35 protein-coding genes are annotated in these 24825 nt (G+C 41.3%); 4 read left to right on the top strand and 31 right to left on the bottom strand.

Annotated elements, in window-relative coordinates:
• Positions 1-4 precede the first annotated feature (4 nt).
• The 13 genes from ACRRMM_RS13870 to ACRRMM_RS13810 are packed head-to-tail and all read right to left on the bottom strand — an operon-like array spanning position 5 to position 10737.
• On the bottom strand, positions 5-178 hold the full coding sequence (locus ACRRMM_RS13870) for a phage portal protein (protein ID WP_017359001.1): 174 nt from the start codon (positions 176-178) through the stop codon (positions 5-7).
• Positions 175-504, bottom strand: coding sequence for an XkdW family protein (locus tag ACRRMM_RS13865; RefSeq protein WP_146270391.1), 330 nt, complete (start codon positions 502-504; stop codon positions 175-177). The genes ACRRMM_RS13870 and ACRRMM_RS13865 overlap by 4 nt, the downstream gene beginning before the upstream one ends.
• 10 nt (positions 505-514) lie before the next feature.
• Positions 515-1393, bottom strand: coding sequence for a hypothetical protein (locus ACRRMM_RS13860; protein WP_008344078.1), 879 nt, complete (start codon positions 1391-1393; stop codon positions 515-517).
• Positions 1394-1408: 15 nt separating this feature from the next.
• The gene (locus tag ACRRMM_RS13855) at positions 1409-1792 is read right to left on the bottom strand and encodes a phage tail protein (RefSeq protein ID WP_008344081.1); all 384 of its coding nucleotides are present in this window, start codon (positions 1790-1792) and stop codon (positions 1409-1411) included.
• A gap of 11 nt (positions 1793-1803) precedes the next feature.
• Positions 1804-2727: a YmfQ family protein gene (locus ACRRMM_RS13850; protein WP_035701130.1), complete on the bottom strand. Its 924-nt coding sequence runs from the start codon at positions 2725-2727 to the stop codon at positions 1804-1806.
• A complete protein-coding gene (locus tag ACRRMM_RS13845) occupies positions 2714-3760 on the bottom strand; it encodes a baseplate J/gp47 family protein (protein WP_008344084.1) in 1047 nt (348 codons plus the stop codon). The genes ACRRMM_RS13850 and ACRRMM_RS13845 overlap by 14 nt, the downstream gene beginning before the upstream one ends.
• Positions 3753-4175, bottom strand: a complete 423-nt coding sequence (locus ACRRMM_RS13840; RefSeq protein WP_008344087.1) for a DUF2634 domain-containing protein — start codon at positions 4173-4175, stop codon at positions 3753-3755. Before ACRRMM_RS13840 ends, ACRRMM_RS13845 begins: the two co-directional genes overlap by 8 nt.
• A gap of 14 nt (positions 4176-4189) precedes the next feature.
• Complete coding sequence (locus ACRRMM_RS13835) at positions 4190-4456, bottom strand: DUF2577 family protein (protein ID WP_017358996.1); 267 nt, start codon at positions 4454-4456, stop codon at positions 4190-4192.
• Positions 4453-5463 carry an XkdQ/YqbQ family protein gene (locus ACRRMM_RS13830; protein ID WP_017358995.1) on the bottom strand — a complete coding sequence of 337 codons (1011 nt, stop codon included), beginning with the start codon at positions 5461-5463 and terminating at the stop codon, positions 4453-4455. Before ACRRMM_RS13830 ends, ACRRMM_RS13835 begins: the two co-directional genes overlap by 4 nt.
• An 11-nt stretch (positions 5464-5474) precedes the next feature.
• The gene (locus tag ACRRMM_RS13825; RefSeq protein ID WP_008344093.1) at positions 5475-6143 is read right to left on the bottom strand and encodes a LysM peptidoglycan-binding domain-containing protein; all 669 of its coding nucleotides are present in this window, start codon (positions 6141-6143) and stop codon (positions 5475-5477) included.
• A complete protein-coding gene (locus ACRRMM_RS13820; protein ID WP_432450826.1) occupies positions 6136-10116 on the bottom strand; it encodes a transglycosylase SLT domain-containing protein in 3981 nt (1326 codons plus the stop codon). Before ACRRMM_RS13820 ends, ACRRMM_RS13825 begins: the two co-directional genes overlap by 8 nt.
• 1 nt (position 10117) lies before the next feature.
• On the bottom strand, positions 10118-10255 hold the full coding sequence (locus ACRRMM_RS13815; RefSeq protein WP_008344097.1) for a hypothetical protein: 138 nt from the start codon (positions 10253-10255) through the stop codon (positions 10118-10120).
• A gap of 41 nt (positions 10256-10296) precedes the next feature.
• Entirely contained in the window at positions 10297-10737 is a 441-nt protein-coding gene (locus ACRRMM_RS13810) for a phage tail assembly chaperone (protein ID WP_008344099.1), read from the bottom strand.
• A 150-nt stretch (positions 10738-10887) separates the two neighbouring features.
• On the opposite strand from ACRRMM_RS13810, the gene ACRRMM_RS13805 reads away from it, so the two are divergent.
• Positions 10888-10977: a putative holin-like toxin gene (locus ACRRMM_RS13805; RefSeq protein ID WP_074041930.1), complete on the top strand. Its 90-nt coding sequence runs from the start codon at positions 10888-10890 to the stop codon at positions 10975-10977.
• Between the two features lie 277 nt (positions 10978-11254).
• Here ACRRMM_RS13805 and ACRRMM_RS13800 read toward each other — a convergent pair whose 3' ends face one another.
• The 18 genes from ACRRMM_RS13800 to ACRRMM_RS13715 all read right to left on the bottom strand — a co-directional run bounded on the left by ACRRMM_RS13800 (position 11255) and on the right by ACRRMM_RS13715 (position 22521).
• Entirely contained in the window at positions 11255-11698 is a 444-nt protein-coding gene (locus tag ACRRMM_RS13800) for a phage tail tube protein (RefSeq protein WP_003213309.1), read from the bottom strand.
• Position 11699: 1 nt separating this feature from the next.
• Positions 11700-13046, bottom strand: coding sequence for a phage tail sheath family protein (locus ACRRMM_RS13795; protein WP_041091932.1), 1347 nt, complete (start codon positions 13044-13046; stop codon positions 11700-11702).
• Between the two features lie 3 nt (positions 13047-13049).
• Positions 13050-13262: a hypothetical protein gene (locus ACRRMM_RS13790; protein ID WP_008344108.1), complete on the bottom strand. Its 213-nt coding sequence runs from the start codon at positions 13260-13262 to the stop codon at positions 13050-13052.
• A complete protein-coding gene (locus ACRRMM_RS13785) occupies positions 13249-13704 on the bottom strand; it encodes a phage tail terminator family protein (RefSeq protein WP_041091933.1) in 456 nt (151 codons plus the stop codon). Before ACRRMM_RS13785 ends, ACRRMM_RS13790 begins: the two co-directional genes overlap by 14 nt.
• 4 nt (positions 13705-13708) lie before the next feature.
• Positions 13709-14206: an HK97 gp10 family phage protein gene (locus ACRRMM_RS13780; protein WP_025207873.1), complete on the bottom strand. Its 498-nt coding sequence runs from the start codon at positions 14204-14206 to the stop codon at positions 13709-13711.
• On the bottom strand, positions 14203-14559 hold the full coding sequence (locus tag ACRRMM_RS13775; protein WP_017367938.1) for a YqbH/XkdH family protein: 357 nt from the start codon (positions 14557-14559) through the stop codon (positions 14203-14205). The genes ACRRMM_RS13780 and ACRRMM_RS13775 overlap by 4 nt, the downstream gene beginning before the upstream one ends.
• Entirely contained in the window at positions 14556-14939 is a 384-nt protein-coding gene (gene yqbG, locus ACRRMM_RS13770) for a protein YqbG (protein ID WP_007500574.1), read from the bottom strand. Before yqbG ends, ACRRMM_RS13775 begins: the two co-directional genes overlap by 4 nt.
• A gap of 13 nt (positions 14940-14952) precedes the next feature.
• A complete protein-coding gene (locus tag ACRRMM_RS13765) occupies positions 14953-15876 on the bottom strand; it encodes a phage major capsid protein (RefSeq protein ID WP_008344119.1) in 924 nt (307 codons plus the stop codon).
• Positions 15877-15898: 22 nt separating this feature from the next.
• Positions 15899-16987, bottom strand: coding sequence for an XkdF-like putative serine protease domain-containing protein (locus tag ACRRMM_RS13760; RefSeq protein ID WP_428828574.1), 1089 nt, complete (start codon positions 16985-16987; stop codon positions 15899-15901).
• Positions 16988-17021: 34 nt separating this feature from the next.
• On the bottom strand, positions 17022-18479 hold the full coding sequence (locus tag ACRRMM_RS13755) for a phage portal protein (protein ID WP_428828575.1): 1458 nt from the start codon (positions 18477-18479) through the stop codon (positions 17022-17024).
• On the bottom strand, positions 18476-19777 hold the full coding sequence (locus tag ACRRMM_RS13750; RefSeq protein ID WP_160758062.1) for a PBSX family phage terminase large subunit: 1302 nt from the start codon (positions 19775-19777) through the stop codon (positions 18476-18478). The genes ACRRMM_RS13755 and ACRRMM_RS13750 overlap by 4 nt, the downstream gene beginning before the upstream one ends.
• 8 nt (positions 19778-19785) lie before the next feature.
• On the bottom strand, positions 19786-20433 hold the full coding sequence (gene terS / locus ACRRMM_RS13745; protein ID WP_007500563.1) for a phage terminase small subunit: 648 nt from the start codon (positions 20431-20433) through the stop codon (positions 19786-19788).
• 152 nt (positions 20434-20585) lie between these two features.
• A complete protein-coding gene (locus ACRRMM_RS13740) occupies positions 20586-21104 on the bottom strand; it encodes a sigma-70 family RNA polymerase sigma factor (protein WP_428828576.1) in 519 nt (172 codons plus the stop codon).
• A 124-nt stretch (positions 21105-21228) separates the two neighbouring features.
• Positions 21229-21414, bottom strand: coding sequence for an XtrA/YqaO family protein (locus tag ACRRMM_RS13735; protein ID WP_370648332.1), 186 nt, complete (start codon positions 21412-21414; stop codon positions 21229-21231).
• Between the two features lie 17 nt (positions 21415-21431).
• Positions 21432-21836 carry a hypothetical protein gene (locus tag ACRRMM_RS13730; protein WP_019743564.1) on the bottom strand — a complete coding sequence of 135 codons (405 nt, stop codon included), beginning with the start codon at positions 21834-21836 and terminating at the stop codon, positions 21432-21434.
• A 102-nt stretch (positions 21837-21938) separates the two neighbouring features.
• Positions 21939-22133, bottom strand: coding sequence for a hypothetical protein (locus ACRRMM_RS13725; protein WP_238548182.1), 195 nt, complete (start codon positions 22131-22133; stop codon positions 21939-21941).
• The gene (locus tag ACRRMM_RS13720) at positions 22111-22263 is read right to left on the bottom strand and encodes a hypothetical protein (protein ID WP_162835675.1); all 153 of its coding nucleotides are present in this window, start codon (positions 22261-22263) and stop codon (positions 22111-22113) included. Before ACRRMM_RS13720 ends, ACRRMM_RS13725 begins: the two co-directional genes overlap by 23 nt.
• 18 nt (positions 22264-22281) lie before the next feature.
• A complete protein-coding gene (locus tag ACRRMM_RS13715) occupies positions 22282-22521 on the bottom strand; it encodes a helix-turn-helix transcriptional regulator (RefSeq protein ID WP_017358976.1) in 240 nt (79 codons plus the stop codon).
• 159 nt (positions 22522-22680) lie between these two features.
• On the opposite strand from ACRRMM_RS13715, the gene ACRRMM_RS13710 reads away from it, so the two are divergent.
• From ACRRMM_RS13710 to bioB, 3 genes are all read left to right on the top strand, one after another.
• Positions 22681-23058 (top strand): helix-turn-helix domain-containing protein, encoded by a 378-nt coding sequence (locus ACRRMM_RS13710; RefSeq protein WP_007500560.1) that lies wholly within the window; start codon positions 22681-22683, stop codon positions 23056-23058.
• Between the two features lie 243 nt (positions 23059-23301).
• Positions 23302-23652, top strand: coding sequence for a hypothetical protein (locus tag ACRRMM_RS13705; protein WP_003213146.1), 351 nt, complete (start codon positions 23302-23304; stop codon positions 23650-23652).
• 147 nt (positions 23653-23799) lie between these two features.
• On the top strand, positions 23800-24795 hold the full coding sequence (gene bioB, locus ACRRMM_RS13700; protein ID WP_428828577.1) for a biotin synthase BioB: 996 nt from the start codon (positions 23800-23802) through the stop codon (positions 24793-24795).
• Positions 24796-24825: the final 30 nt, after the last annotated feature.

The raw sequence follows: 24825 nt of genomic DNA, 5'->3' as shown, positions 1-24825 counted from the left end.
ATTTTCACTCCCTTTCTTTGATGCTTGGTGCCATTTCTTTCAGCTGCTCTAGAGTAAGAATTCTTTGCTCATATCCTTCATTTAAATCTTCCATTGAACAATCACCTAGTTCGACTGCTTGTTTGACCAATTCAGGGGTCACCCATTTAAAATATAATGCCATTACCCAATAATTCATGATTCACTATCTCCTTTAAATAAAAGGATCTCATTTTTTAGCTTCTTTAGTTCGCTTGTTAAATGATTACATTGATGTTCAAGCTGTTTTCTCATTAGCTTTTCTTTAGCTACTTCTTGTGCTAGATAATCTAGCGGCAGAGGTGGTTGATATCTTGGATTGATTTGACATTCCTCCCACCATTCTTTCAATTCTTCTACCGTTGGCTCGGGCACATCTAGATGCCACTCGTTTATATACGAACCGTCTCCGTCATTTCTAAGTTCAAAATCTTTTTGCGGGTCTGCATCGGGGTATTTATACTTAATGGCTTCATATAAAATCATCAGAATCCTCCTATACTCTCGGGAAATTTCGTCCGCCTATTTCTGTAATGTCGAAATAGTTGTACCAGCCTGAATTTTCCGACACATATCGACTAACGTCTCCGTCATACCCTACATATAGGTACATTTCTAAATAGTCTCCCTTATTCGCTGGCACATTGGCAGCACCATAAAGCCCGGTACTTAAGCTCAATGTATCAGATGGGCTTGCAGGGCTTTGTCTATGGTGAGCAATATTTTTATATCTTTTTCCATTCAAATAGATCGATAATTCAAAGTTCGCGTATCGTTGAAAGCTTTCAATATAAACACCTGCATTCACTGAATACATTCCGTTTTCAGGGCAGATGAACCGATTATTTTTGATATCAAAATTGTTATGACTGTCTTTAATTTTTCGATTAAAAAGGACTTTTTGATACTCTCCTTTGGTTAATAACTGCTTTCCAGTTGTACCTATATTGGCATGACAAAACCCTGAGATTTTGTGCCATTCAGTCCAGCCAGACCCCGTCCACCAGTGACGACACCACGTACCTGTACTATCAAAATAGCTGCCTGCTTCGTTTCCAGTTCCATAGTAATATTGAATAAATCGAAAGTTACTATATTTTTCATTTTTCACAAAGCCAAATCTCGTAGGATAACCGGTATCATTCGCTTGTCCAATATCCATAAACGTAATACCTATTGGATATTCCTCGCCGCTGACTGATGCATCTTGAATGGCTTGATCGCCTGTTAATTTGAATAAACTTTCATTCGTGATCCCTGCTATTTGTTGACTGAGCGCATTGTCATTCTCCACAAGTGTGTTGACCATCCGGTTAAATAAGTTGGCATGGGCTTTGTCAGAGGTTTCAAACGGTAAAGGTGATTTTATGTCCACTTCTTTTCCCCTCCATTAATAAATATCATCAATCTCAAAAACAAATTCGATGTCGCCGTCTTTTTGTTTGTCTGTCATGGTTCGGATGGCGGTGAATTTGCCCGCTTCGTCGACAAGGGCTAGTTCATTGATGACTTCGCCTGCGAGTTCTCCTTCAGCGATGGTGCAGGTGTAGCGGATTTTTGCCGGTTCCATGAAGGTAAACGAGTCAATATTTTTTTGAATCAGTTCTTTTTTGAGTGCTTGTTCGGTTCCGTCAAGAGAGATTGGTTTTCCATCCTTTGTTCCTCCACTTCCGAACGCCATTTTGACGACTTTTGTGAGTTTTGTTCCTTCTGCTCGTGCCTTTGCCATTTGTTGACGTGCATATAGTGTGGTTACGGTTAATTGATCAGCCATTGTGATCCTCCTTATAGGTCTATTTTTTTAGAAGTTGCTGCTAGCATTTTTGATCCATCAAGTGGAACGGATCCATCGAGAATCCAGTAATGCTCCTTAATCAGTAAACTGCCGCCTTGTTCATTTTGAACATGTACTGGTAAGCGGAACGTCATCCTCTTTTTTGTTTGATGTAAAAGCTGGTTCTTTGCGCGAAAAGTCAGCGTAGCTGCTTGCTTCGTTTCATGAGATGCTCCAGTCATGACATAATTCATACGATATGCTGTTTCTTTCTCTTGTTGAAGCGGCATTCTCATCTTTAATGAATGCCGAAAACGAGCTGGGACCTCCGTAGCACCTCGTATCCCGCTAAGATAGAACGTTCCATTTAATACGAATTCACCATTGAGTAAAATTGGAATATGATCGAAAAAGCCCACTCTGCTTCGCAGTGTGAGCCGCTGGTGATGATCATTTTTTTCATGAACATCTGTATGATGAATGGCGGTGAACGTATACGCCAAATGTGCTGGCTTTAACGTTTCGAGTATTTCGACGATATATCTTGTGTTTTGCAGGTCATCTAGGTTGACACGCAATGCAAAATGATAACGGTTGACTGTAAGACGGATGATCGCACTTGGATTTTTAAGAAATCGATTCACAGATTTCTCTAATGAAAGATACGTAATTGGTGGAATGTTCGACATCATATTGAGTAATCGTGCCCTGCGCAGCTCAATCGAATCATCTGACTCTCGCTGCACCTTGAGCATTCTCTCCCACCGATTCAATCCCCACGTCGCTGTTAAAGGGAAGAACTGATCCGTTACATCAAAAATGGATTCGTCCAATTGTTCAAACTCTGGCGCCTCCGTTTTTAGTAAATGATCCACATCATAAATCTCTGTGAAATATGGCGGCAAGTAGTTTTTCATTTCATCAAGTTTGCTCAATAACCTTCACCTGCCTCAGACGTGGTATCTCAATGTCCTGTAATACTAAGTTTTTTGACTCCCCATTCAATAAGACGTTTGCATAATCGGACACACTCTCTGAATGGTACAAAATATCATTTAAAGCGGACATTCGAATCGTACTTTTTTCAAATGCGATTGATTTTAACAGTGCTTTGACCTTTTCTTCTATTTCTTTTTGCGCACCCTCAAGTGTCCAGTCCATCTGAAGTTCGACGGACACTTCTACGTCAATATCCAGCCACTTGGCGCTTTCCACAGTTGCTTTTGAGCCAATAGGAGCTTGCCCTTCTCCTTCTCCCGGTACAGGATCGATATACTCCTGGACCCTTTTGACAAGAAGCTCAGAGGCTACATCTAGATTGCCGTCTGTGATGACAATTTTGACCGTTCCCTCTCCATTCCATAGCGGGAACACTTTCGCTCTGCCGACACCAACCACTTCCTCGGCCCACTTTTTGTAATGTGCTCTGTTGGCACTGACAGCCTCTCGCCTTGCGCGTATTAAATACCGATCGTATAATGACGCATCATCTTCTTCCTCTTGCCCTGGTATCACCAATTCCTTCATGATCATCGACTCTAGACCTGGAATGGTATCAAGCGATAGCAGCGGCTGACCTGTTAATTGCCCATTGCCGGCTGTACCAGTTGTCTCGCATTCTAGTGTACCGTCCTTTGAAAATTGAAAATAAACGTCTTCAATAAAGAATCTTGATCCTGCTGGAATGTTTACGTTCTCTGGTTGAATGGTTACGGACCACACCGCTTTGGTGGCTGGCTTTCGTTCAATCCCTACTTCTGCCGCTCGGCGATCTAAAAATTCCCCCTGTGCTGTATCAGCAAAGACAAGCTCAAACACTTGATCAAGCCAAATATACGACTGAGCCAGTTCAGCAGCAGCAGGCGCCAAGGCATTCCAAATGACGCTGTTTTCTCTTTTATCTATGTCATCTGGCAGCCTGTCCAGCATTCTTTCCATCAACGCCTCATACGTTTGCTCCTCAAACATCTCCCTCCATCACCTCCTCTATTTCTAATGTGCCTTCATCTGTGACAATGGTTAGTTTGACTTGAAAGGCATCATTTTGCTTCGTGACCTCTATCTCTTCAATATGATCAATCCGCTCATCAACGACCAATGCTTCTTCAAGCAATCTTGGAATCTCCATTTCTTTGTATTCATCAGTTGCTTCAGTATCAGTCAATAGCTCCTGAATTTCAGTGCCAATATCGTGACTGTAAATGGGATGTGCATAGCGCTCTGTTCGCAATGTCATATAAATAAATTGACGGATCGATTCAATGCCTGTAATGGCTTCATTTGTCAGCCTGCCATTTTCAAAATCTATGCGATACGTCGTCGAGGTTTCTACCTCTTCATCTTCCTCTGTTTCCTCGATTTCTTCCTCTGGTGAAAGTGCCACGTTCATCACCTCCCTTACAATTTGTCGATGATGTAAAAGGACTGCCCTCCTGCCATTGCAAGTACCATAATGCTGTCTCCCCTTTTCAACTCATCATCCTCACCCTTATTTAAGCGTTTAGGCCAAATAAGCAGTTCTTCCGGAATGATCAGCTTACTATTTTCATTTAATCGGATGTGAAGAGGCGAAGCCATTGTGACCTCTCCAATCACCAGATCAATTGGAGAAGCTGCGTCTACTGCATTGACAGCGAGTCGTTTAATTGCTTCACTTAATCTCATGCTTGATCACCCTTTGGCATGGAATTTTTCTCAACGACGTCAATTGTCATGGTGTGCTTCACTCCATTGAATTCATGCTTGTCTTGATCGATCCAGTAAGTTTTTTTGATGTTGATTTCAGGGATTTTCAAATAGATTGGCAAACCGCTTTGCAGTTCAGGGATTCCGAGTGCTTGTATGCTTTTCACTTCTTGTTTGACGCCTTTTTTTTCAGCTAGGCGTACTTTCGCTCTTTTTTGAAGCTGCGGCTGGTTGATTTGACCTGTGACCGTCTCCACATGCTGTAAAATGCCGTACTGACTCTGACCCGCTTTGTCCTGTTCGATCACCACAATATCTGATTTGCTACCTTTTTTCTTATTCTTACCCTGTTCGTCTACAGACGTGCGCATCTTCACACGTGTTGCTGTCTCTTCAATGGAGGTGCTGTACTGATAACCGATGAGGTTGACGCCTGATTCAATGACCCACACGTCCTCTGGATCGGGCCAAGCTCTCAGCCCCATCTTGCCTTTAGCAGAATAAATTTGATAATTTCTACCGGTTTGCCGCTTCGTTTCCTTCAATGCTTTTAAAATGATGTCATATAAACTCGTGTCATTTTTAAAGACGAGAGACTTCATGACATGTCCTGTATTTGTGATGGATGTCATAGGAATTTGAAAGTCTGCCCCGATCCGCCTCAAAATTTGATCTGCCCGTTGATTTGAAAAAACATATACATCTTGGTTTTTCACTAAATATTGGAGCATATCGTATGCGGTAAAGGTCAGCTTTCCTTCAACAGGCGTCCTAGAAAACACGATGCCTCTGAACAGCTCTTTTCCTTTCCATTTAAAAAGAACCGTGTCTCCTTCTGAGACACGGTAATATGTTTGACTGCCTTGCTTTGTGATAATATTCGCCTGAATAGAGCGAGGGGCCTGATACCTTTGCCCCTGAAGTGTCACACTCTCTGTGACAAGCTCATACATCGTGCCGCTTCTGATGGCAAAAAGCTCAATCAATGTCAGCCCCCCTATTGTGGTATTTTCAATTTTTGCCCTGGAAAAATCCAATATCCCGGCTGTTTAATATTGAGTTTACTTCGTTTGATCATCGCTGCTTTATTGGCATTCCAAATACGCCGCCATTTTGTACTATCGCCATAAAAACGGCCTGAAATGGCCCAAAGAGTATCTCCTTTTTTGACAGTGTACAATTTTGGTGGTGTTTTTGAGGGTCTTTTCTTTTTCGTTTGTTTCGCTTTTTTCTTTCGCTTGATTTTCCTAGGCGATGCGGTTTTATATTCCTTTAACTCGATCGTAAATTCACGATCGCCTATGTCATAAGACCCTTCCTTGTGTGTGAAGCTCTCAATGCTGCACGTCATATTGATTTTAGTCCCTGTCACAATCAGTCGCACTGACTTCTTTGAACGCATCATTCGTTCAATTTTCGCTATTGCATTCTCTGGTGATGGAATGCTTTTATATTCAGCAATTGGCGAATATTTCTTAGGAAATAATGAGGTGAATGATACTTGTTTAGCCGATGGTACATCAATAAAAGTCAGTTCTCCAAAGGAGGAGACCTTTACTGTTTCATTTTGTACATTATTTGTGATCTCAAGTTCGGATGGAAGCACAGGGAATCGCAACTTCTCCTTGCCTTGGGAAATCCACAATTGATACACTGATTTACCCATCGATCACGACCCCTTTCGTTCCTGTCTGAAGCTCTACTTCCAATTCGTCTACAAGCATTTGTCTAATTTTTTCGACAAGCGATTGCTGATCCTGTCCATTATGGAAATGCTGATCACCATTGAACTGGATGGTGATTTGTTTATTACTAGACGTTGTTGCAGTCCCAGCTGACTGTGCTGAGGTGACTTGCTGCATCTGTGATTCTGGTAAAGGAGCAGATGCATTTGATGGATCATAGACTTGCATCCCAAGTGCCTTGGCTGCCTGCGTCAATAAATATCTCCCGCGAATGCCTCTTTCTTCTGGAATAATCCATTCGCGTTTGTTTCCTTCACCGACTCTAGCTACCTGCTCCTGAGTAATCAGACCGCCATTGGCGTAGCCTTTATAAGGACCGCCTCTTCTCATACTCCGTAATCCCGGTGTATTGAAGACTGTTCCATATCTGCCCTTAATGTAGTTAATGGCTGCTACGGCATTATGAATTGGGTTCCAAATATCATTCATGCCCTTGCCTTTATTGGAATGGAAGGTCGGTCCAATGGTTTGCATTAACCCTTTAGAAGGCGTTCCCTTCTTGGCGTTGGAATCCCACAAGTTGATGGCTTTCGGGTTACCATTTGATTCGTGCTGAGCGATTGTCATAAGACCTGGAAGCCAGCTCATCGATGTACCAGTGGCCATCAGAGCTGCCATGAGCCATTGCTGAACACTAAGACCTGAAGCACCCATACCGCTGAACGCTCCGATTAATGAACCCGCTTGATTTTCAGCAAACTTTTTCACATCAACTGAATCGAGCCCTTTGACGACACCAATCGATGCGAATTTCCCTAGACTCATCATGACACGTGAAGGAGAATGAATGTCTAGTTCTTCTCTAAACGCCTGTTCCACTTTCTTCGCCATTTCTTTGGCAGCTTGTGTGACTTCACTTGCTTTTGAACGCATGCCGCTATTGAAGGCGTCAATCATTCCTGAACCCCATCCTGGTGATTCTTGTTTGGCTTGCTGGAATGGTTGTTTGACGTGTTGGTCTACATATTGGTTTGTGCCAATTGATGTGGCATTTTGACCTGATGCAAAGCCACTAACAGTTCCAGAACCCCAAGTTGGTGATGCTGTCATCACTTGTTGGTATGGTGCTTTTACACGACTTTGCAAAAAGCTGTCAGTTCCTGTTGGTGTCATTTGCTGGCCAGTAGCAAATGCCGATACCGTTTGTTGTCCGTACTTTCCTGAATCTGATGTCATTTGATTAAATGGCTGCTGAATGTTTTTTTGCTTCCATTGATCAAGTGAAACCACCTTTTGATTCAGCCCTTGTTCAAAATCATGATTAAATTGCTCGCCTATGCTGGCGGCTTGGATGTTTCCATTCATTGAAACCGTTCCACCAATCGAACCGGCAGAAGCATTTGGAGCTGCTGGAGCATTTGGCGTTATTGGAGTTGGAGAGCTAGAAACTGGACTTGCTGCTCCGCTGCTGCTTGGCACAACAGACATTCCAAGATGAGAAGCAGCCTGTGCAAGCAGCATCTTCCCACGTCCCCGATTATTTTGAGTTGGAATGACAAATTCGTTACCTGCTTCACCAATCCATGATAAGGTAGGTTGGGTGATATAGCCGCCTGTGGCTTTTTGATCAGGTTTAAAATCTTTCCGCCCTTTTTCCCGACCTTTTTCAAATTTCACAATATGCTTACCAATAACTTCCGCGCCTTTACTTTTAATTAAATCCCATGTATCTCCTAAAATATTTTTACCCCAAGACTTTACATCATTCCACTTATTTGTCCACCAGTTCTTATTAAATAGGGTAGAAGAAGCAGTTGCTTTTGCAGCTGACCAAATTGTTTTTGATTGTTCCCATTTATTTTTCGACCAATTTTTTACATCATTCCACTTCTCGCCCCACCAATCTTTATTAAAGACAGTTTCACGGATTTTTCCTTTAATTGAGTTCCATATATCAACGGCACCATCCCATTTTTCTTTGGTCCATTTTTTTACGCTATCCCATTTTTCTCCCCACCACTCTCCGTTAAAAACGGTCTCACCAAGTTTTTTTGTGATAGAATTCCATATCTCGACTGCACCGTCCCATTTTTCTTGCGTCCAATCTTTGATAGCATCCCATTTCTCGCTCCACCATTCTCCATTAAATACAGTAGATTCTAAAGCTCCAGTAACGTACCCGGCCTGTTCTGCCCACCATTCTGAATTAAATAGTGTATTAGATGCTGTTGTTTTTATATCTTCCCATTTTTCACTTAAGTTCCCTAAAGATTTCTCTGCGGAGGTTTTAACACTTCCCCACTTTTCACTCCACCAATCCTCACTAAATAACGTATTTGAAATATTCTCTTTTAATTTTGAGGTATCAAATAATTCCCCAAGTTTTGATCCACCTAAAGTTCCGGCGATGCTCCCAGCAACACCCCCAACAGCAGCTCCTACAAACGGTATAGGAATTAGAGTTTGGCCTATTGCTGCTCCACTGATTCCTCCTGCAAGCCCTCCAGAGAATCCACCTACTTTTTCTCCAACGTTTTCTTTCGTTGTTCCTATCAAATCTGTAGCACTTAATAAGTTCCCCAAGATAGGTACTCTCTTTAAAAGCTGGCTACTTCCTTTTCCTATATTTTTAAGTACACCTCCTAATCCACTTAGCCCTCCACTACCTTTCATCAAGCCCGCAAGTCCGGCTACAGAGGCTACTATGCCTGTGGTTTTCTTCAATCCACTAGGTACTTTTTCAAAAATCTTACCTGCACTTGTTTTAAGTTTTCCTAATCTACCTTGAGGTCTTCTATACCTCTCCGTTCTTGTTGTGGCGGTAGGATTTGAGGGTTGTCTTTGTGAACGACCATTTCTATTTCTTGTCCTATTAGAGCCACGCCTACTTAAACCACGAGCACAACAAGGGCAACAACTACTACGAAACAAACCTTTTCCATTTCGATTATTTTGCTGCGTATTAGGAGTTGGATTTGTTGGGGTTTCTGTCGTTTGATTTTGAGCTGATGAGTTAGTGTTGTTTTCGCTCGATTGGTTTTTCGGACCAAGTATCAAATCTAATCCTTTGTTAAACCATTTATCTAGATACTCTTCAGGATTGATTTTAATTTTCTCACTAATTCGTCCTATTACTTCTTGCTTGTATTCGTCTATTTTCGTTTCAACCCAAGGTAGCGCCTTCTCATCCCAAAATTTCCTTGGGCTTAATTTTTCCTTCAATTTATCTGAGACGTCACCTGCATATTTTTCAATTTCTTTTAACGCCTTGTTCCCCAAATTCCCCAGCCAGCTTTGTTTGTTTTCCTGCGTTTTTGTAGCAGCTGTCGCATTAGGTTTTTTTTTGATTTTCTTTTCTTTCACAACTGACTCTGCCTGATCTCGTTTTTTCAACTTACTCTTTGCATTGTCTTGAACAGACACTCTGATCTCATGTTTAGCCATTGTCAAGCTTTTGAGTGTCTTTTTGATTCGTTGAATGGCAGCAGTGGCTTGGTCAACCATGTTTAATCTCATATAGTACGTTCTGTTCATGAGCTGAAGGATTGATTTTTTGATTGATGACATTTTTCCTGACAACTGATCATTCAGTTTGAACGTCACCAGGATTGGACTTGTTCCGGATTGTTTCAATCGATCTATACTGGATTTAATGACATCTAGTCCTTTTGCTTGAATCGATATGACCATCTGTTTCGGTATCATGTTCAGCTGGTTTGTTAATGATTTGAGATCACGATAGATTCCTTGATCTAGCTTCATGGACAATACAGAAAACCTTCTCATCGATAAATTGAGGTTCCTTAGCTTCTTTTCATCCATTTCCAGGCTTATTTTCACCGGTTTTCTAAATGGTTTGAGCTGCTTCTCAAACGTTTGAAATCGTTTTTGAATGCGCAATAGCTTCTTTGATACTTTGTCTTCTAATTCAAATCGTGCAGTGAGCTTCGCCAGTTTATTTCCCTCCTTTCTTTGCTTCTTTTTCTAGCATGTCGAGTTTGTAGCTGATGAGTCCGAATAAGAATGCCTTAAATTGTCTTGGTGCTTCGTATAAATCGAGGAGTTCTGATGGGGAATAGTGAAGCTCGTGCATGGCGTAATATAAAAACACCGCTTCCTTATCCCCATCTTTTATTAGTTTTTTGCTGCGTCTTCTAAATCTTCAATTTCGTCTTCGAATCCATTGATTTCAATGGCCTTGTTTAACCAGTTTGCGTATTCACCGCCGACAGATAAAACACGTTTTGCAACTTCAACTGGATCTTGTGTGCTGTAGGCTTCTCTTAATTCCTTTGAGCGGAAATCTGGATAAATCGTCGATTCAATGGCAATTCGTGCATAGAAGCGCTGGCTGTCTAAGTCTTTTACGCGGCCTCTGCCTTTGACATTTTTGAACGTGGTGTTTTCTTTTTCCAGTTCATCAATACGTTCCGTAGTAATCGCTTTGAAGACAAAAGGAATGACATTCCCTTTTTTATCAACAAAACGCTTAGAAATTGGTACTTTGACCTCTTCTGCTTCTACTGTTTGTCCTGGCATAAAAAATGAAAGATCAAATGTTTGTTTTTCGCTCATGTTTAAAAACTCCCTTTTGTTTGTTTTTTGAATACAAAAAAGCACATCCATTTTTGAATGTGCTTTCCAATCTTTTCATGTATAATATAACTCGTACAATTGAACGGCTTGCTCAAGGGTGTCTGGCTCATCCCCGATAGGAAGGGGGTGATGCTCATGTCAACGTTCCAAGCGATTTCCCTAATGCTTTTATTCGGGATGTTTATCCTTGCTTTGTTGACGTATATAAACAAAAAATAGACTCCCCCTTGAGCTTTGGTAGGTGAAAGGGAAAGTCTATCCTTAAAACTATCTAATTGATAAGCCAGCCCCTTGAAGGGCCTCATTGTACATTGCCGGGATGTTAGCGCATCCTGGCTTCTTTTTATTGTATGCAAATCGCTTTGCATGTAAACATCATTTTGTGTGTTATTGAATGCAATGTGCATTACAAATGCATTCATTTTTCATTACATTTGCATTATAGCATATTTGGTTTTTATTTAGCTAATTAATTAGCTAATTTCCTCCACATTACTTAGAAAGAATTCTTCAGCTTTTCAGGCAGATCAAAGTCTTCAAATGTAAATGGAACTTCTTCTTCAAGTGCCTCTGAATCGACATCTAGTCCAGCAATTTTAGCTGAATCAAAGTTGACATCGAATAATGTCACACGCTCTGTGCCTCGGCCTGATGATTTATCATCAATTACCGCTTGAAGAGTGAAATAAGGATCTTCCCCTTTTTTCACATAGTTGAGCATGAGTTGAACGAATCGTGACGTAACTTTATAGAATGTTGCCGTTCCTGTTCCGTTTGCCCCTGTTGTTTTATGACCAGTCATTCGGCGGCCCATTACGTTCACTTCTGATTTATTTTTCTCCACGTTTGCTTCAAACGTTTTGATAAAGGCAAGTTCCTCACCTTCTAAGAAAAGACGACCTTCTTTACCTGAGATTGTATTTTGCGCTTTAAAAGCCATCTTACTTCACCTCCACATTGAAATAGAATTTTTCTGCTGCGTCTACTGGCTGTACTGCTAAATCGATGATAAATCCATCACGATCTTCATTGAGGCCAATGACGATGTCTGTTTCTGAGTTAAAGCCTGTAATGCCGCTTCCATCTTGAAGTTGTGTGAGATACTGTGTAATCAGTGTTTTCACAAGCTGCACTCCATCATCAGATGCTGGAATGTCATTGCCATTGGCTTTGCGTAATTTAATCAAATTTTTCAGTTCAAATGTTAAATCATTGTTGATTGCATCTAGCACACGGATGATTTTGTTTTTCGCCATTTGCTGGTTCTTTTCAACCGTGAAGCTTGTCAAAGAGTTAATATCTTTTTCAACGCTCACCGTGCGGTCTCTTGCATCGAAAGTGAAAAGAAACTCTCCTTGTGATAAACGGTATTCTACTTGATCATTATCAAGACGCTCTAATGTATCGACTGCGCCTTCGTATTCAACAAAGGTCAGTGACTGATTAAAAGTCGCTCCTGCACTTGCTCCTGCGACCCAAGCTGTTGTTTGAGCAGGCGTCAGTTCTGTTCCGTCTTCTAAAACAACACCGCTTGTGACATTGATGATTCCTTCTTGATCAGCTGCATAGTTAGCCACAACGCCTTGCACCTTACGTCCTTGCTTATCACGTAAACGCTCAATAAATGACGCGAATGTTGCTTTTAATTGCTCACTATTATCGACTGGGAGTGCAATGACATCAAAGTATTCCGTTTCAGCTGCTTCTAGGAAAGCTGTATAATCTGCGACACTTGCCACACCGTTTTTCCCGCCGCTTAAAGCCGCGCCAGCAGTAATGACCGCTTCACCTTCTCCAGAAAATTGAACGTATTTGTTTTTCACAAGATCTTTGACATCTTTGACCACCTGTTTATCGACAATATCTGTTCCAAGATAGGTGATGACGTCACGTTTTGTGCTGTCGAGTACATTTTCTGCTACTTGAATGGTGATCTCATTTCCTTTTTGACCACCATAATTGGCTGTGACCACAAAGTTTTCTGCGATTTCCGCTTTGGCAGGCTCTCCTTCGTTTAGGCGGTAAAGCAAGACCGTTTGCGCTTTTTTCTTCGCTTCACGGAAAAGAAGAAGTGACTTATCATCAATGTTGAGCCCGACCTTTTTATTTAAGTCTTCCATATCGGAAACGGAAATAAAGGTTTTTGGTTCTCCCCAGCTCATGACAAGAGGAAGTGCAACTGTTCCTCGCTCGCCTAAAGTAATTCGCTGCTCTGCTGTTGTTTTAAAATTAAAGTAAATGCCAGGACGCTTTTTCTCTGTACCTGGTGTAAAAGTGCCTCCGTTCATCCTTTAAACCTCCTTGGACAAAAAAGCATCGATGTGCTTCTTTGCTTCTGTTTTTGTAATTGGTTGATGTTTGATATAAAAAAGAGCACCTTCAAGGATTTCTGGTTTTACCCCAAAAAGATCCTTGCTGTGCTCTTTTAAGGCTTCAAATGAAAAGCCAAATTCTTTTTCTTCGCCCGCTGTTTGATCGAGCTGTGTTTTTTTAGTCTTGCTCACGTTTGATCACCCCATCTGAAAAATTGATATCTTCTAGGCTTGGCTGTTTATCTCGGTTGTACCAATAGCTGCTATCCCACGTCAGGACAATCGCTGCTACACCTTGATCTATGATTCTTGTTTCCACTCTTTTTATGCGGACATAATCATCAAGCACCTCTCCATCTTCACTGATCATTTGAATGATTTGACGATCAGCAAGCAATGCATCGACGACTGTTTCCGCCGCATCATGCGCTTTTTCTGTATCCATATGAAACACTTTCACTTGCAGCGAATAAGATTTCATAAAAGTAGACACTGTATCTGGACCACTAATGACAGTCACTGGCGGCACATAAACAGATGGCACTTGGAAACGCTCTGGCAGAAGACGATCATACATTTTCACAGGAAAGTGTGTGTATATATAATGCATGATTGCCCCGACTTCTTGATTCATTCCATCACCTCCCAAAATGTCGATCGATCCAGCTTTGAAGCTTTCGATCCAGCGAGTGTTCAAACATTTGTTCATAGAGCATGACGGCATGATCCCAGTACCCATTTCCTTCAATCCATTGAGATGAAAGCATCATGCCAGTACTGGCATTCGGATCATATTCAAAGCGGCTGCCGTTCCATCTGCCAGGCACCCATCTTCGTTCTCCATTTGAAGAAATGGCATGTCCATCATTCACGTAAGAGGCATAATCAAGCTGTGTCCCTACTTCTAGCGTGAGCCCGCCTCGGGAAGTGAGAAAGTGATTCTCCTTGTCACCTTTTTGAAAGGAATTGAGGAGACGGCCTGTATCAACAGCCTTTTCTTTGATGATTTCATCTTGAATGATGTCTAAAAACTGTAAGCCCATTTCCTGTAACCACTCTTGATATTGCGCCGTTAAGCCGCCACTATTTGCCTGTTGGAGCTGAGATAGCAGCCGGTCAAGTCCATCAATTTTCATAGGTTTTCCTTTCTGACGGCCATCACTTCCATGTGATGATTTTTCACTCTTTTTGGCTGCTGCAACTTGAGTGAGATGCCGTTCCACACCATTTTGTCATGCAAACGAATGTCGCTTGCTAAAGGGAAATGGACGAGATAGGACTGATAGATGACTGTATTCGGTTCTTCTTGCACGAGTGACTGGCTTTTTTCTACAACATAGCAAGCCACATCTCTCATACTTGGTGTATCAGGATACGTGAGATCCGTTTGCAGATCCCCTGCTGGTATACCAAATTTGCCGCGGACTGCCTCCTCATTCTCCAAGTGAAAAAGATCACAGCGATCCGTTAATAGAGAATCATAGCTCATAATGATCTCACCTTTAAATTGGCGCTGCCGCCAGTTAATGAAGGTTCAATATAATCAACAAGAAGGGCATACACATAAGGTCTGCCTTTCACTTTGTCCGCTGCCTTTGCATATGAATAATCACCCATTTTTTCTGAAGTCAAGCCTTTCATCATGGATTCGTCATCATTCAGCATGGCAAAATACTGGGCCATTTTTAATAAGGCGATCCTTGCTTTTTCAGGAATGGGCTGATATTTTTCATGTGTAAAATCGTGCCCGACCATTTGAAATACCGCTGCTTCTGCTTCAATAATATCTGCCGCTAGTCTCTCTACAGAACGATTTTTCACGCGATCAAATACAGAATAGGCTTGTAGTTCCTCAGCAGAAATGATCATAGCCTGCTGTCACCTACTCTTTCACTTTCATTACTTTGGCTACAGCATCCTCTTCCTCAAATTTGCTGTCGAGCTTCGCTGTTAGAACAATGATAAACTTACGGCTGCGAATATCTTTTTCTACTTCAATACGAATATTGCGAGAAAACCCTACGATAATGTTTTTCGGGTGTGTCAGTAAAATATCTGATACGTCTGTTCCTTCTTCATCATATGGCTGCATATTGGCAAGACCTTTGACCGGAACACCGAATGCAGAAGAAAGTCCGCCTTGAATCGCCGCATCTCCGAGACCTGTCTGACGGTTTGCTACTTGGTCTTTCCACTCGACCTCTAAACTTGGGGATGTATAAAAACGGAAATCCTGAGGTACACGTAAATATTTTGACGGCATCGCTTTATAGGCTTGTTTGAACATTTGACGGCTAATTTCCGCTCCATTTGCATCGACAATATGAGAAACTGCCTGTTTTCGTACGCCATCCATTTGAGCTAAAAATGGATCTTGTGATGTTGTATCACCGTTAACGATCAGTTCTTCAATATCGACTGCCGCTCGTTCCGCCAGCATTTGCATAATAGTCTGCTGAATCCCGTCTTTTTCAATGTTGTTTTCAATGCTGTCGTACGTCATATGAATCTCAGCAATGACTTCTTTTGCATTAAGCTGAACAGTGCTTGTCGCTGGGACAACACGGTCTTTTGCATCCAGCGCTTTGCCTTCTTCTGCTGGGCGTAAAATGCGCTGACCGAAGCCGATTTTTTCGATTTTTTGTGAATCACTTTCCATTGGAATGATACGTGCATCATTTAAAACGGTTGGTGTATTTTGCATCATTCTAATGAATGTGTTGGATTGGGCTGCGTTCATGAGACCGCCTGTTTTTAAGCTGGCAAGTGTCATTTCAGCCTTGCGAATCAACTCTTGATTTCTCACACTTTTTCCTCCTTATTTAGGCTTATAGTAAGCCATCCCATATGGGCTTTGTCATATCATTTTGTGTATCGTGATTTGTTTGTTTAGAAATGCCCCGCGCTTTTTCAAGCATGTGTATCCGCTCTGAAATAGGCAGTAGCTGCTGCTGAAGCACATCCTGAATCGCTGCTTTTTCTCTGCCTGCTGATTTCTCTAAGGAAGAGAGCTGATGACGAATTGGCGCAACCACTTGCTCCAGCACTTTTTGTACAGGTTCTTCTTCACCTGTTTGATCTGTCCCTTGTTTATCCGCTTGTAAAACGTTGTCGATGGCCATTTTTGCTTTTTCTAGTTCGCGTACTTGATCAGTCGTTAATCCGGCATCTTGCTTTTGAACGGATGCTGGTCTTTCGCCAATCGTTTGGAGGACATCATTTGTTTTCAACACATCCTGCACGATTGGAATCAATTGTTCAAGTGCCGCTCTTACGCTAGACTCATCACCATCACTTGACTGCAACGTTTCCAGCAGATGATCTAAAACGCTCCAAAATTGTTGTGGCATATTTGCACCTTCCTCTTTCAAAAAGAAATTTTTCAGCAAAGAAAAAAGCCCTCTCTCGCTCGTTTCTTGAGATAGGAGCTGATCGTGTTCCTCTATTGCGATGATGTCTGCTGTTCCAGCCATTGAGTAGCCTGTAATATGGCCTTGCTGAATTTGGTCCCAAATATCTTGTGATGCCTTTGTCACAAGTACCCAAGATCCTTTTTGAATCAGCTCCCCGCCTACTTCAAAATCCGCTGGGGCAATGTATGATTCGACGACTTCGCCAACACCGTCTTGAAAATCATGCTGTTTATCAATATGACGGGCATCTTTCATAAAACCGTGTGCTGCCCTTTCAATTTCTTTGGCCGACATAAAGTCTTGATGTGCATCAGGTGTATTCGGTTCATACACGACACCATATACGAGGCGATGCGCATCCTCTGCCTTCGTCAGGACACTGACTTCTTTTTGAAAGTCAGGCTGCTTTTTCTTTGCTTTCATAAAGAAAAATTTCTTTTGATTGGCGGCCTTGTCCACATAGGAAACATGTGTAATTTTTGCGTTTTTTAATTCCCTTGGCATATGTTCACCCCCTTTCAAAAAAGCTCACGTCCTTTTATTTCTCCAGCTGGTTTGATTCGGATAGAGACAGCCCATCAGCTGTTTTTATGCGGCTTTCTAAAGGTCGGTGGTAGAATTCTTCCGGCCATTCCTCTAACGTCTTACCAAGAATACGCCCCGCAAGATCTCGTAAATCATTTGGCGATACTGCCCCAGCCTGAATAAATGGTGTTAGAACCTTCGCTATCTCTAATGGATCTCTAAAGTCAGGACCATTTAATAGAAAGCGGACATGCCATATATCTAAATCCGGGAGAAAAAGAGTATTGAGTTTCCCTGTAATAAGATGCCGCTCTGGCTGAAACACTTGCTCCTCCGTTGTTTTTCGCGCGGTATCTGCTGTAGCCTTGTTATAATCTTGTGACTCTCCTGTGTAAATAGGCGGCAGACGAAAAGCGGAGCGGATTTTATTTCTCGTCTTTTCATCGTATTCTAAAAAGAGCGCATCCTCTTGCAGGATTTCCGCCAAGGATTTAAAGTTCACTTTGACATTTGATACATCTTCTTCACCTGTTAATCCTTTTTCTGTCGGAAGTCCTTCTACTTCAAGCAATAAAAACTTATGCGCATGGTCAGAGCCTTCAATATCATCCATATAATCTTGTAGCTGCTGATAAGAAGTCTCTGACAGCATGCCGTTTTCAACAATGATGGCACCAGGTACATGCCGTCCTTGCTTAAAATAAAGATAATTCAGCTCTTCTGCTTTTCGTGCGCCATACATATTGACGATGTTGCCAATCCAGCGGGGAATCCCATACGTCCCACTGCCAATTTTAAAATGGATGACTTCTGTTGCTTGAAGTGGTTCTGGTGTAGCATCATCGTACTTGCCTGTTTCACAATTTAATATGCGCGGATCACCATACTCCTTGAAAAAGACTTTCTTCTCATTGATGACCTGCACATATTTTCGGAATCGTTTCTTGCGATTCATCGTCTTTAATTCGCCGTTTTCTGTGTAGCGGAATTCGACGTCGACTGGCTCACTTAGCTTGCAAATGCGGATATGGAGTGCATCCAAATACTCGATTCCTGCCGGCTTTCCTTGTCCATCCCGCAGCACCTCTAAAAAGCCATTTCCTGTTTTCTCCCGGTCTTCTAGGACATAACCAAGAATTACGTCAGCAGACTCATCATAGTTCATGTATTTCGTAAACTCTTCGAGTCTTGTCCATTCCTTCTCGGCTGTCTTCTTTTTGACCGGTTTCACATCTTCCGCATTAAAATCAAAGGCGTATTCCACCCCAAATCCAAAACCTAAAATGTTTGTTCGATACGCATCTATACATTGCTGAAGAATCGTTGAGTATTCTGCCATGCTTTTTAATTCATTGATATGGTAGGGCGGGGGGACAATGTCATCTTTTTCGTATGAAAATTCATCCTCATACATTTGTTTTGTATGATCAGACATGTTGGCCTTCATAATCGTTGCTTTTAATTGTTTCATTGTATGGACCTCCTCTCTCGGTTTGGACGGACACGCTCTGAAGCAGTCTGTTTCAAATCGGTCACCTCATAATCATCTAGCGCATACCAAATGGCAGATAATGTGTGTGGATCGATTTGAAATTCATCTTCCTCTAAGCGGCCGTTCTTATCTGCCTTATAGGTTAGTGATTGAAGTTCATAGATGGTATAAGGGCAAGCATCGGAACAAATGATTTTCTTAAATCGTTTGATTTTCTTTGTATATTGCAAACGTGACCCTTGGAACTTATGCGCAGCGACCATTTGAAATCCGCGTTGCCGAAAATAGTGAATCGTTTTAGGTTCTGCTGCGTCTGCCTTAATGAGTTCCTTTGATTCAACAAATTCTTTCAGATCAACAGCTGTTTCATCATCCGTTTTCCCGCGGTCGTAATATTCCCAATAAATATATAAGTACTTTTTTTCATGATCGACAGCTAACCGAATGAGCGCATTGTAGGATTCGACAAATCCAAAATCCATCCCCGCCCGTTTCAGCGGTCTTTCAATCTGCCCGATCGCTTCTAATACGTCAGCATGCTGTCTGACCTCAAATTGCGGAAACACTTTTGTGCCATTGATACCGAAGTATCCCTTCCTTGCAATTCGATAAAGATCTGGATCGTATTCTTTTAGCTCATCCAGCTGCTTGACATAGCTTTTAGGAAGAAATAGATTGTCTTCTGCTGTTGAGTGGTGATAGTACGTATCTTTTATCACGATGGTTCGCTGTTTGTATAAGGTTTCGTCATCAAGGACAAAACGTTTCAGCTGTTCATCTCGAAAGAAATGTCTGTACGTCCAATTATCCTGACCAACGGGATTCGTCGATAACATCATATAAAGAGGTAAAACCGGATGTCTCAGCCTTCCAAGCAGTTCTTTAAACCCTTCATAAGAAACCTCGGAACACTCCTCAATCCAAATAATTGAGATGTTGTTGATCGACTTCAATTTCTCAGGCTTGTCCAGTCCTTTAAATAAAATGCTGCTCCCATTGCGAAAAGTGAGTGCAAGCGGTGAACTGCGGCACTTTACTAGATGATCGATGCCAAGATCGCTGACGATTTCTTGTAAAAGAGAGTAGGTCGACTCCCGGTGCGTATCATACACTTCTCGAATGACAAGTGCTGTCCGTTTTTCCTCAAGCAGTTTTAAAATCAGCTTTAAAGCAATGTGATAGCTTTTGGAGGAGCCATAACCGCCTACTAAAAACTGAAACTTTTGATTCCAATCGAACAAAAAGTGTTCAAAGTGAGGATTGACTTCTTTTTCAATCAACGGCGTCATGAATCGTCCTCTTTTCTTTTGATCATGATATGAAGATCTTCTTCTTTTTCCTCACGAACTGCTTTTTTTGTTTTTTCGATTGTTAGCTCAATTTGCTTCAGCTTTAATCTTCGTTCATCTTTCGCATGAGCGAGCTCTTCAAACTGTTTAATCAGCCGTCTTAGTTCTCCCATTGCACGAGATTGGGCATTTAAAAAAGTAGCATGCCGATCCCATGAAAATTGAAACGAAAATTCCTCTGCCGTGATCTCTGGCTCTGGATGAATACCTTCGCCTGTTTCTTCCTCTAATGAAGAAGGCAAGTACGTCGCCTTTTTCAGTTCTTTGATCATGTCATCTTGATCTGCTACATGCATGATGCGCTGCGCTCGAATAATGGCTGCGTATTGAATTTGAATTTGATCCCAGATGATATCAAGAGATGTGCGCCCATCCATTTTTTCCATGATCTCAATCGTTTCATCTGAAAGAAATTGATGAAAGATCGAGTGCGCCTGCTTTGACGGTGTTTTTTGTCTTTGCCAGCCGTATCGTCTTTTCCATGATTTAACGGTATGGATGGAGACGTTGTAATGATCGGCTAGTTGCTGGTACGTCATCCCTTTCATATAATCCTGCTTAGCCTCTATCCGTTTATCTTTCATTTACATTCACCTGCCGCCTCCTTTTAGTTCGAATGATTCCCTGATGAGAAATCATTTGTGCCGGGCTAGCAAACATTCGTTTGGTCTTTCTAACTATAGGTGGCAACTGTAAGACAAGCTTTTGAAGATTGATGTGATGAAAGAAAAAACGCCTATTCAGCAGCTCTGAATAGGCGTTCTTGTACTTTTTTGGACATTTTGGTCCGAGCTCTTTCCATATGTTTTTGGACTGTTCCTTTTTTTACATCTAGCATGATCGCAATCTCGCTAAATGACAGACCCTGCGTTGTGTGCATAAAAAATACGTCCTTCTCTCGATCTGTCAAAACGGATAAGGCTTCGTCAATTCGCCTTTTGTCCCGCTCACTTACCTCTCTTTCTTTCTCTTGAATGAGGGTGTATTCATGTGATAAAGCCTCTAATACCTCTTGATTAGCAAGAATGGTGCGCTGATACACAGACCGTCTATCTAATCCTCTGCGTGCGCCTGGCTCTCTACCGATTTGAAGCCATTCCACCACGTATTCTAAATCACTGACCATACTGGCGATCATTTTTTGATCATGTTTGTCCTGATCTGACATCTGTTTCTCTTCTTTTTCTTTCAATTGTTCATATCGTTTTCTGGCATCTTTTAAACTTCTTTTATATTCAATCAGTAAATCTTGCATCTATGCTCTCTCCCTTTTTTAAGAAAATAAAAAACGGACACCAATCAGCCCCTTTTTATAGGGTCTTGATCAGTGTCCGCAGGCTTTCCGTCTTGGACTTATTCAGTTGTTCTTGTTCATCAGACTAGCTGATTTTAAAACCAATCTCATGATCGACTCTTGCAAAATGCCCTTTTGCTGTTTGAATAATCGTTTTTCCATGCTCAGGTACATCCATCATATAAGCCGTTCCTACGTTTCCATCTAACACAATGACTTGAATCTTTCCTTTTTCCATTTCACCGACAAATGTCTGGTTTTCTTGAATCATGAGTTGTTTTGGCTCGTTCATATGCTTGTCTCCTTATTTGGTGGTGAGGATCTCATATCATCACCCATCGTATTTAAAATGATTTCCATTCGAGGACGCATGCTATAAAACTGTGAAACTCTTAATTCTACAATCTGTAAAGAGGCGTCATCGGCAATGGCATGAAGTGCTTCTTGTATATACTGCAAACTTGGTTGAAGAATGCTGATGTGTACTGGGCGTATCAAGCCTTTTTCAGCAGATGTACGCGTGTCTTGGCTGTTCGCTAGATCAATGGGCATATTGTAAAATAAGCGAATGTCGAGTGATAATGCGCCTTTTATTCTGCTTGAGCATTGCGCTTTTGCGGCTGCTTGAATTCTGTTTATCAATGTCTCTTTTGTGCATAAATGTTCTTTTTCAATGATAAAATGAAGGACCATGCTACGATCTCCCGTCATCCTTCGCCCACTGCCGAATGTCTTGTTCGTTTTGACCCGCATTGAGCAAACATTTCAGGAATGTCATGATTTGCTTCAATCGATTCATGTCGCATTCATCCTTTCCTTCTTCTTGTCATCAACGGCTTTTTCTGCCATGAGGGTCATGTATGTGCGTTTTTCTTTTGCCGTGGGGAAAGCAAACATCGGCTCTTTTTGATGAAAAGTGATCCAGCCGCCAGCTTGTACTAGGCAATGCTGTGCTTCTTTTCGGGCATCAAATGTCATCTGATGTCTCATCATCATCAAATCCTTTCTCACGGTCCTCGTCCTCTAATCGATAACCATTTCGGGACATTTCATATGGCCAGTAACGTTTTGGATAGCCGAAATCATTCATTTGTGTCACCATCGGATGTTCGATATTCATTCTGTTTGTCTCCCCTTTTTAAGAACGGTCTTCCTCAAGACTATTACTCTTTTTGTGTAACTTTTGACCAAAAAAAAGTTCTTGAACACCGATATTTAGCAAATCTGCAATATGCTTGGCTATTTCTAAGCTGGGCTTTGTTCGGCCCATTTCTATATTTGCATAGCCACTCGTGTACTTATATCCAAGTTTTTTTGCCATATACGTTTGTGTTTTTCCTTGTAATATTCGTTCTTCTCGTAAATTTTCAAGTTTCATGTTTCCACCTCTTACTCATTATGTGTAAGTTATATTCATTATGATAATATACACAAAACGAGTAAGTCAATCATATTTTTATTCTTTTTGTGTATTTATTTATCTTTTCCGTGTAATTCATGATAAAATTTACACATAATATGAAAAAAGGTGTTTCCGATGGATAATTTGACTGGAAAGATTCTAACTGAATTAAGAGAGAAACATGGATGGAGTAAGTCTACCGTTGCCAAAAAACTCGGATTAAAGGCGATGTCAACCTATGCTAACTGGGAATATGGATTGAGAAAGCCAGATGGTGAAATGATTGTGAAAATCGCCGAGTTATACGGGGTCTCAACAGATTATCTTCTCACAGGTAAAGACAAAAACGCCTCTGATGACGATCTTGCAGATGATCCTGATTTGCAAATTGCGTTTAAAGCTGCCTCCGATTTTTCTGAAGAAGCACGAAGACAAACCATCGACTTTATTAACTACATTAGAGAGAAAGAGAAACAAAAAGGCCGTCAGCCAAAACAGACAGACGACAAATAAAAGATCTCTTTTTATAAAGCATCACATAGCTGGGTAGATACCCAGCTTTTTTTATGTCTCTTTTTCCTCCTAAAAAAGAATGACATATGAATAAAAAATCATGTGTTTTTTGGGTAAAATCGTCTTTCCCTACATAATATGTGACAATTTTCACCAAAAATACTCATTTTTCCACTTATTTTTATTGACATATAATTCTATTATTATTAATATATGTATATACCAAAAAAAGGAGTGTTACCGATGAAAAAATTAATGAAAGCTTGTACATTGTCTTTAGCTGCTTTAGGTGCTCTTACGTTCTTCCAAACTGAAGGTGCTCATGCAGCTGCACAGCCTAAAGAACCAGTTATAGCAAAAGCTCCTATTATGAATAAAGTGATTACAGTGAACCGCACACTTACTGTAGGTTCTTCGATCGCTGTTTCACTTCCAGCAAGTCAAATTTCTGTCTCAGGCGCAACGTATGCCATTCAATTAGACCAAACTGCTCCAAATTTCACTTGGATCCGTGCTGTACAACGCGGTTCTGTTACAGTGTCTTACTATAATTCACTAGGTGAGCTCGTCATTAACTATATTACTGTTCGTTAAGCGATTTTTTTCATATGAAAAGGCGATGACTACATGTTCATCGCCTTTTTGTGTTTTTTAATTAAGCCGCTTACCAGTGCTTGCCAATCTCTATCCATTATGTTAACTTTTAATAAAAATAAGTTTACATATTGAGAGGGGCTTATGATGGGAAAAATAACGTCTTTGTCTTGGGAAACGATCGTGAAGAAAGCCATCAATCATGAACAGATTACGATGGAAGAAGGTCTAAAAATTCTTGGAGCAGACGACGCAGAGTTGCTGCCTATTATGCATGCAGCTTATCAGGTGAGATTTCATTTTTTTCAAAAAAAGGTGAAGTTAAATATGATCTTTAACGCCAAAAGCGGATATTGTCCTGAAAACTGCGGGTATTGTTCACAATCGGTGATTTCAACAGCTCCTGTTGAGAGGTATACAATGCTTGACCAAAAAACCATTGTGGCCGGTGCGCGTGAGGCGTTAAAAAGAAAAGCAGGGACTTATTGTATTGTAGCAAGCGGGAGAGCACCTTCGCACCGTGAATTAGATGAAGTCACCGCAGCAGTGAAGGAAATTACTGAGACAATGCCTTTGAAAGTTTGTGCATGCCTTGGGTTATTAAATGAAGAAAAAGCGAAGCGGCTGAAGGAAGCGGGTGTTCATCGGTATAATCATAATCTCAATACACATCAAGATCATCATGCTCAAATTACAACGACCCATACGTATGATGACCGCGTATCGACCCTTGAGAAGGTCAAACAGTCAGGGATGTCACCATGTTCAGGGATTATTATTGGGATGGGCGAAACCAATCAGCAAATTGTCGAAATGGCTTTTGCGCTTAGAGCCCTTGATGCGGATTCGATTCCCGTCAACTTTCTCCATGCAATTGAAGGAACGCCTCTTGAACATCAAGAACGCACACATCCGATCAAAGCGTTGAAGGTTTTGGCACTGATGCGATTTATCAACCCGGCTAAGGAAATTCGAGTATCTGGGGGAAGAGAGTTTAATTTACGAACGCTTCAGCCTCTCGCATTATATGCAGCGAACTCTATTTTTGTAGGCGATTATTTAACGACAAAAGGACAGCAAGTTCAAACCGATCATCACATCATTGAAGATTTAGGTTTTGAAATAGAAGAATGTGCGCTTTAAAAAAGTCTGCCGATGAATCGGCAGACTTTA

This window comes from Bacillus sp. XT-4 (assembly GCF_050864245.1).
GTDB lineage: Bacteria > Bacillota > Bacilli > Bacillales > Bacillaceae > Bacillus > Bacillus altitudinis.
This window is presented reverse-complemented; position numbering and strand designations above follow the sequence as displayed.

What these genes read in the sequence shown, in the direction of transcription:
- ACRRMM_RS13870 (WP_017359001.1), bottom strand. Translation starts at nt 178, where the DNA reads ATGAATTATTGGGTAATGGCATTATATTTTAAATGGGTGACCCCTGAA.
- ACRRMM_RS13865 (WP_146270391.1), bottom strand. Translation starts at nt 504, where the DNA reads ATGATTTTATATGAAGCCATTAAGTATAAATACCCCGATGCAGACCCG.
- ACRRMM_RS13855 (WP_008344081.1), bottom strand. Translation starts at nt 1,792, where the DNA reads ATGGCTGATCAATTAACCGTAACCACACTATATGCACGTCAACAAATG.
- ACRRMM_RS13845 (WP_008344084.1), bottom strand. Translation starts at nt 3,760, where the DNA reads ATGTTTGAGGAGCAAACGTATGAGGCGTTGATGGAAAGAATGCTGGAC.
- ACRRMM_RS13835 (WP_017358996.1), bottom strand. Translation starts at nt 4,456, where the DNA reads ATGAGATTAAGTGAAGCAATTAAACGACTCGCTGTCAATGCAGTAGAC.
- ACRRMM_RS13825 (WP_008344093.1), bottom strand. Translation starts at nt 6,143, where the DNA reads ATGGGTAAATCAGTGTATCAATTGTGGATTTCCCAAGGCAAGGAGAAG.
- ACRRMM_RS13815 (WP_008344097.1), bottom strand. Translation starts at nt 10,255, where the DNA reads ATGCACGAGCTTCACTATTCCCCATCAGAACTCCTCGATTTATACGAA.
- ACRRMM_RS13810 (WP_008344099.1), bottom strand. Translation starts at nt 10,737, where the DNA reads ATGAGCGAAAAACAAACATTTGATCTTTCATTTTTTATGCCAGGACAA.
- ACRRMM_RS13805 (WP_074041930.1), top strand. Translation starts at nt 10,888, where the DNA reads ATGCTCATGTCAACGTTCCAAGCGATTTCCCTAATGCTTTTATTCGGG.
- ACRRMM_RS13800 (WP_003213309.1), bottom strand. Translation starts at nt 11,698, where the DNA reads ATGGCTTTTAAAGCGCAAAATACAATCTCAGGTAAAGAAGGTCGTCTT.
- ACRRMM_RS13795 (WP_041091932.1), bottom strand. Translation starts at nt 13,046, where the DNA reads ATGAACGGAGGCACTTTTACACCAGGTACAGAGAAAAAGCGTCCTGGC.
- ACRRMM_RS13785 (WP_041091933.1), bottom strand. Translation starts at nt 13,704, where the DNA reads ATGAATCAAGAAGTCGGGGCAATCATGCATTATATATACACACACTTT.
- ACRRMM_RS13780 (WP_025207873.1), bottom strand. Translation starts at nt 14,206, where the DNA reads ATGAAAATTGATGGACTTGACCGGCTGCTATCTCAGCTCCAACAGGCA.
- ACRRMM_RS13775 (WP_017367938.1), bottom strand. Translation starts at nt 14,559, where the DNA reads ATGAGCTATGATTCTCTATTAACGGATCGCTGTGATCTTTTTCACTTG.
- yqbG (WP_007500574.1), bottom strand. Translation starts at nt 14,939, where the DNA reads ATGATCATTTCTGCTGAGGAACTACAAGCCTATTCTGTATTTGATCGC.
- ACRRMM_RS13760 (WP_428828574.1), bottom strand. Translation starts at nt 16,987, where the DNA reads ATGCCAAGGGAATTAAAAAACGCAAAAATTACACATGTTTCCTATGTG.
- ACRRMM_RS13755 (WP_428828575.1), bottom strand. Translation starts at nt 18,479, where the DNA reads ATGAAACAATTAAAAGCAACGATTATGAAGGCCAACATGTCTGATCAT.
- terS (WP_007500563.1), bottom strand. Translation starts at nt 20,433, where the DNA reads ATGAAAGATAAACGGATAGAGGCTAAGCAGGATTATATGAAAGGGATG.
- ACRRMM_RS13740 (WP_428828576.1), bottom strand. Translation starts at nt 21,104, where the DNA reads ATGCAAGATTTACTGATTGAATATAAAAGAAGTTTAAAAGATGCCAGA.
- ACRRMM_RS13735 (WP_370648332.1), bottom strand. Translation starts at nt 21,414, where the DNA reads ATGATTCAAGAAAACCAGACATTTGTCGGTGAAATGGAAAAAGGAAAG.
- ACRRMM_RS13730 (WP_019743564.1), bottom strand. Translation starts at nt 21,836, where the DNA reads ATGGTCCTTCATTTTATCATTGAAAAAGAACATTTATGCACAAAAGAG.
- ACRRMM_RS13725 (WP_238548182.1), bottom strand. Translation starts at nt 22,133, where the DNA reads ATGAGACATCAGATGACATTTGATGCCCGAAAAGAAGCACAGCATTGC.
- ACRRMM_RS13720 (WP_162835675.1), bottom strand. Translation starts at nt 22,263, where the DNA reads ATGAATATCGAACATCCGATGGTGACACAAATGAATGATTTCGGCTAT.
- ACRRMM_RS13715 (WP_017358976.1), bottom strand. Translation starts at nt 22,521, where the DNA reads ATGAAACTTGAAAATTTACGAGAAGAACGAATATTACAAGGAAAAACA.
- ACRRMM_RS13710 (WP_007500560.1), top strand. Translation starts at nt 22,681, where the DNA reads ATGGATAATTTGACTGGAAAGATTCTAACTGAATTAAGAGAGAAACAT.
- ACRRMM_RS13705 (WP_003213146.1), top strand. Translation starts at nt 23,302, where the DNA reads ATGAAAAAATTAATGAAAGCTTGTACATTGTCTTTAGCTGCTTTAGGT.
- bioB (WP_428828577.1), top strand. Translation starts at nt 23,800, where the DNA reads ATGGGAAAAATAACGTCTTTGTCTTGGGAAACGATCGTGAAGAAAGCC.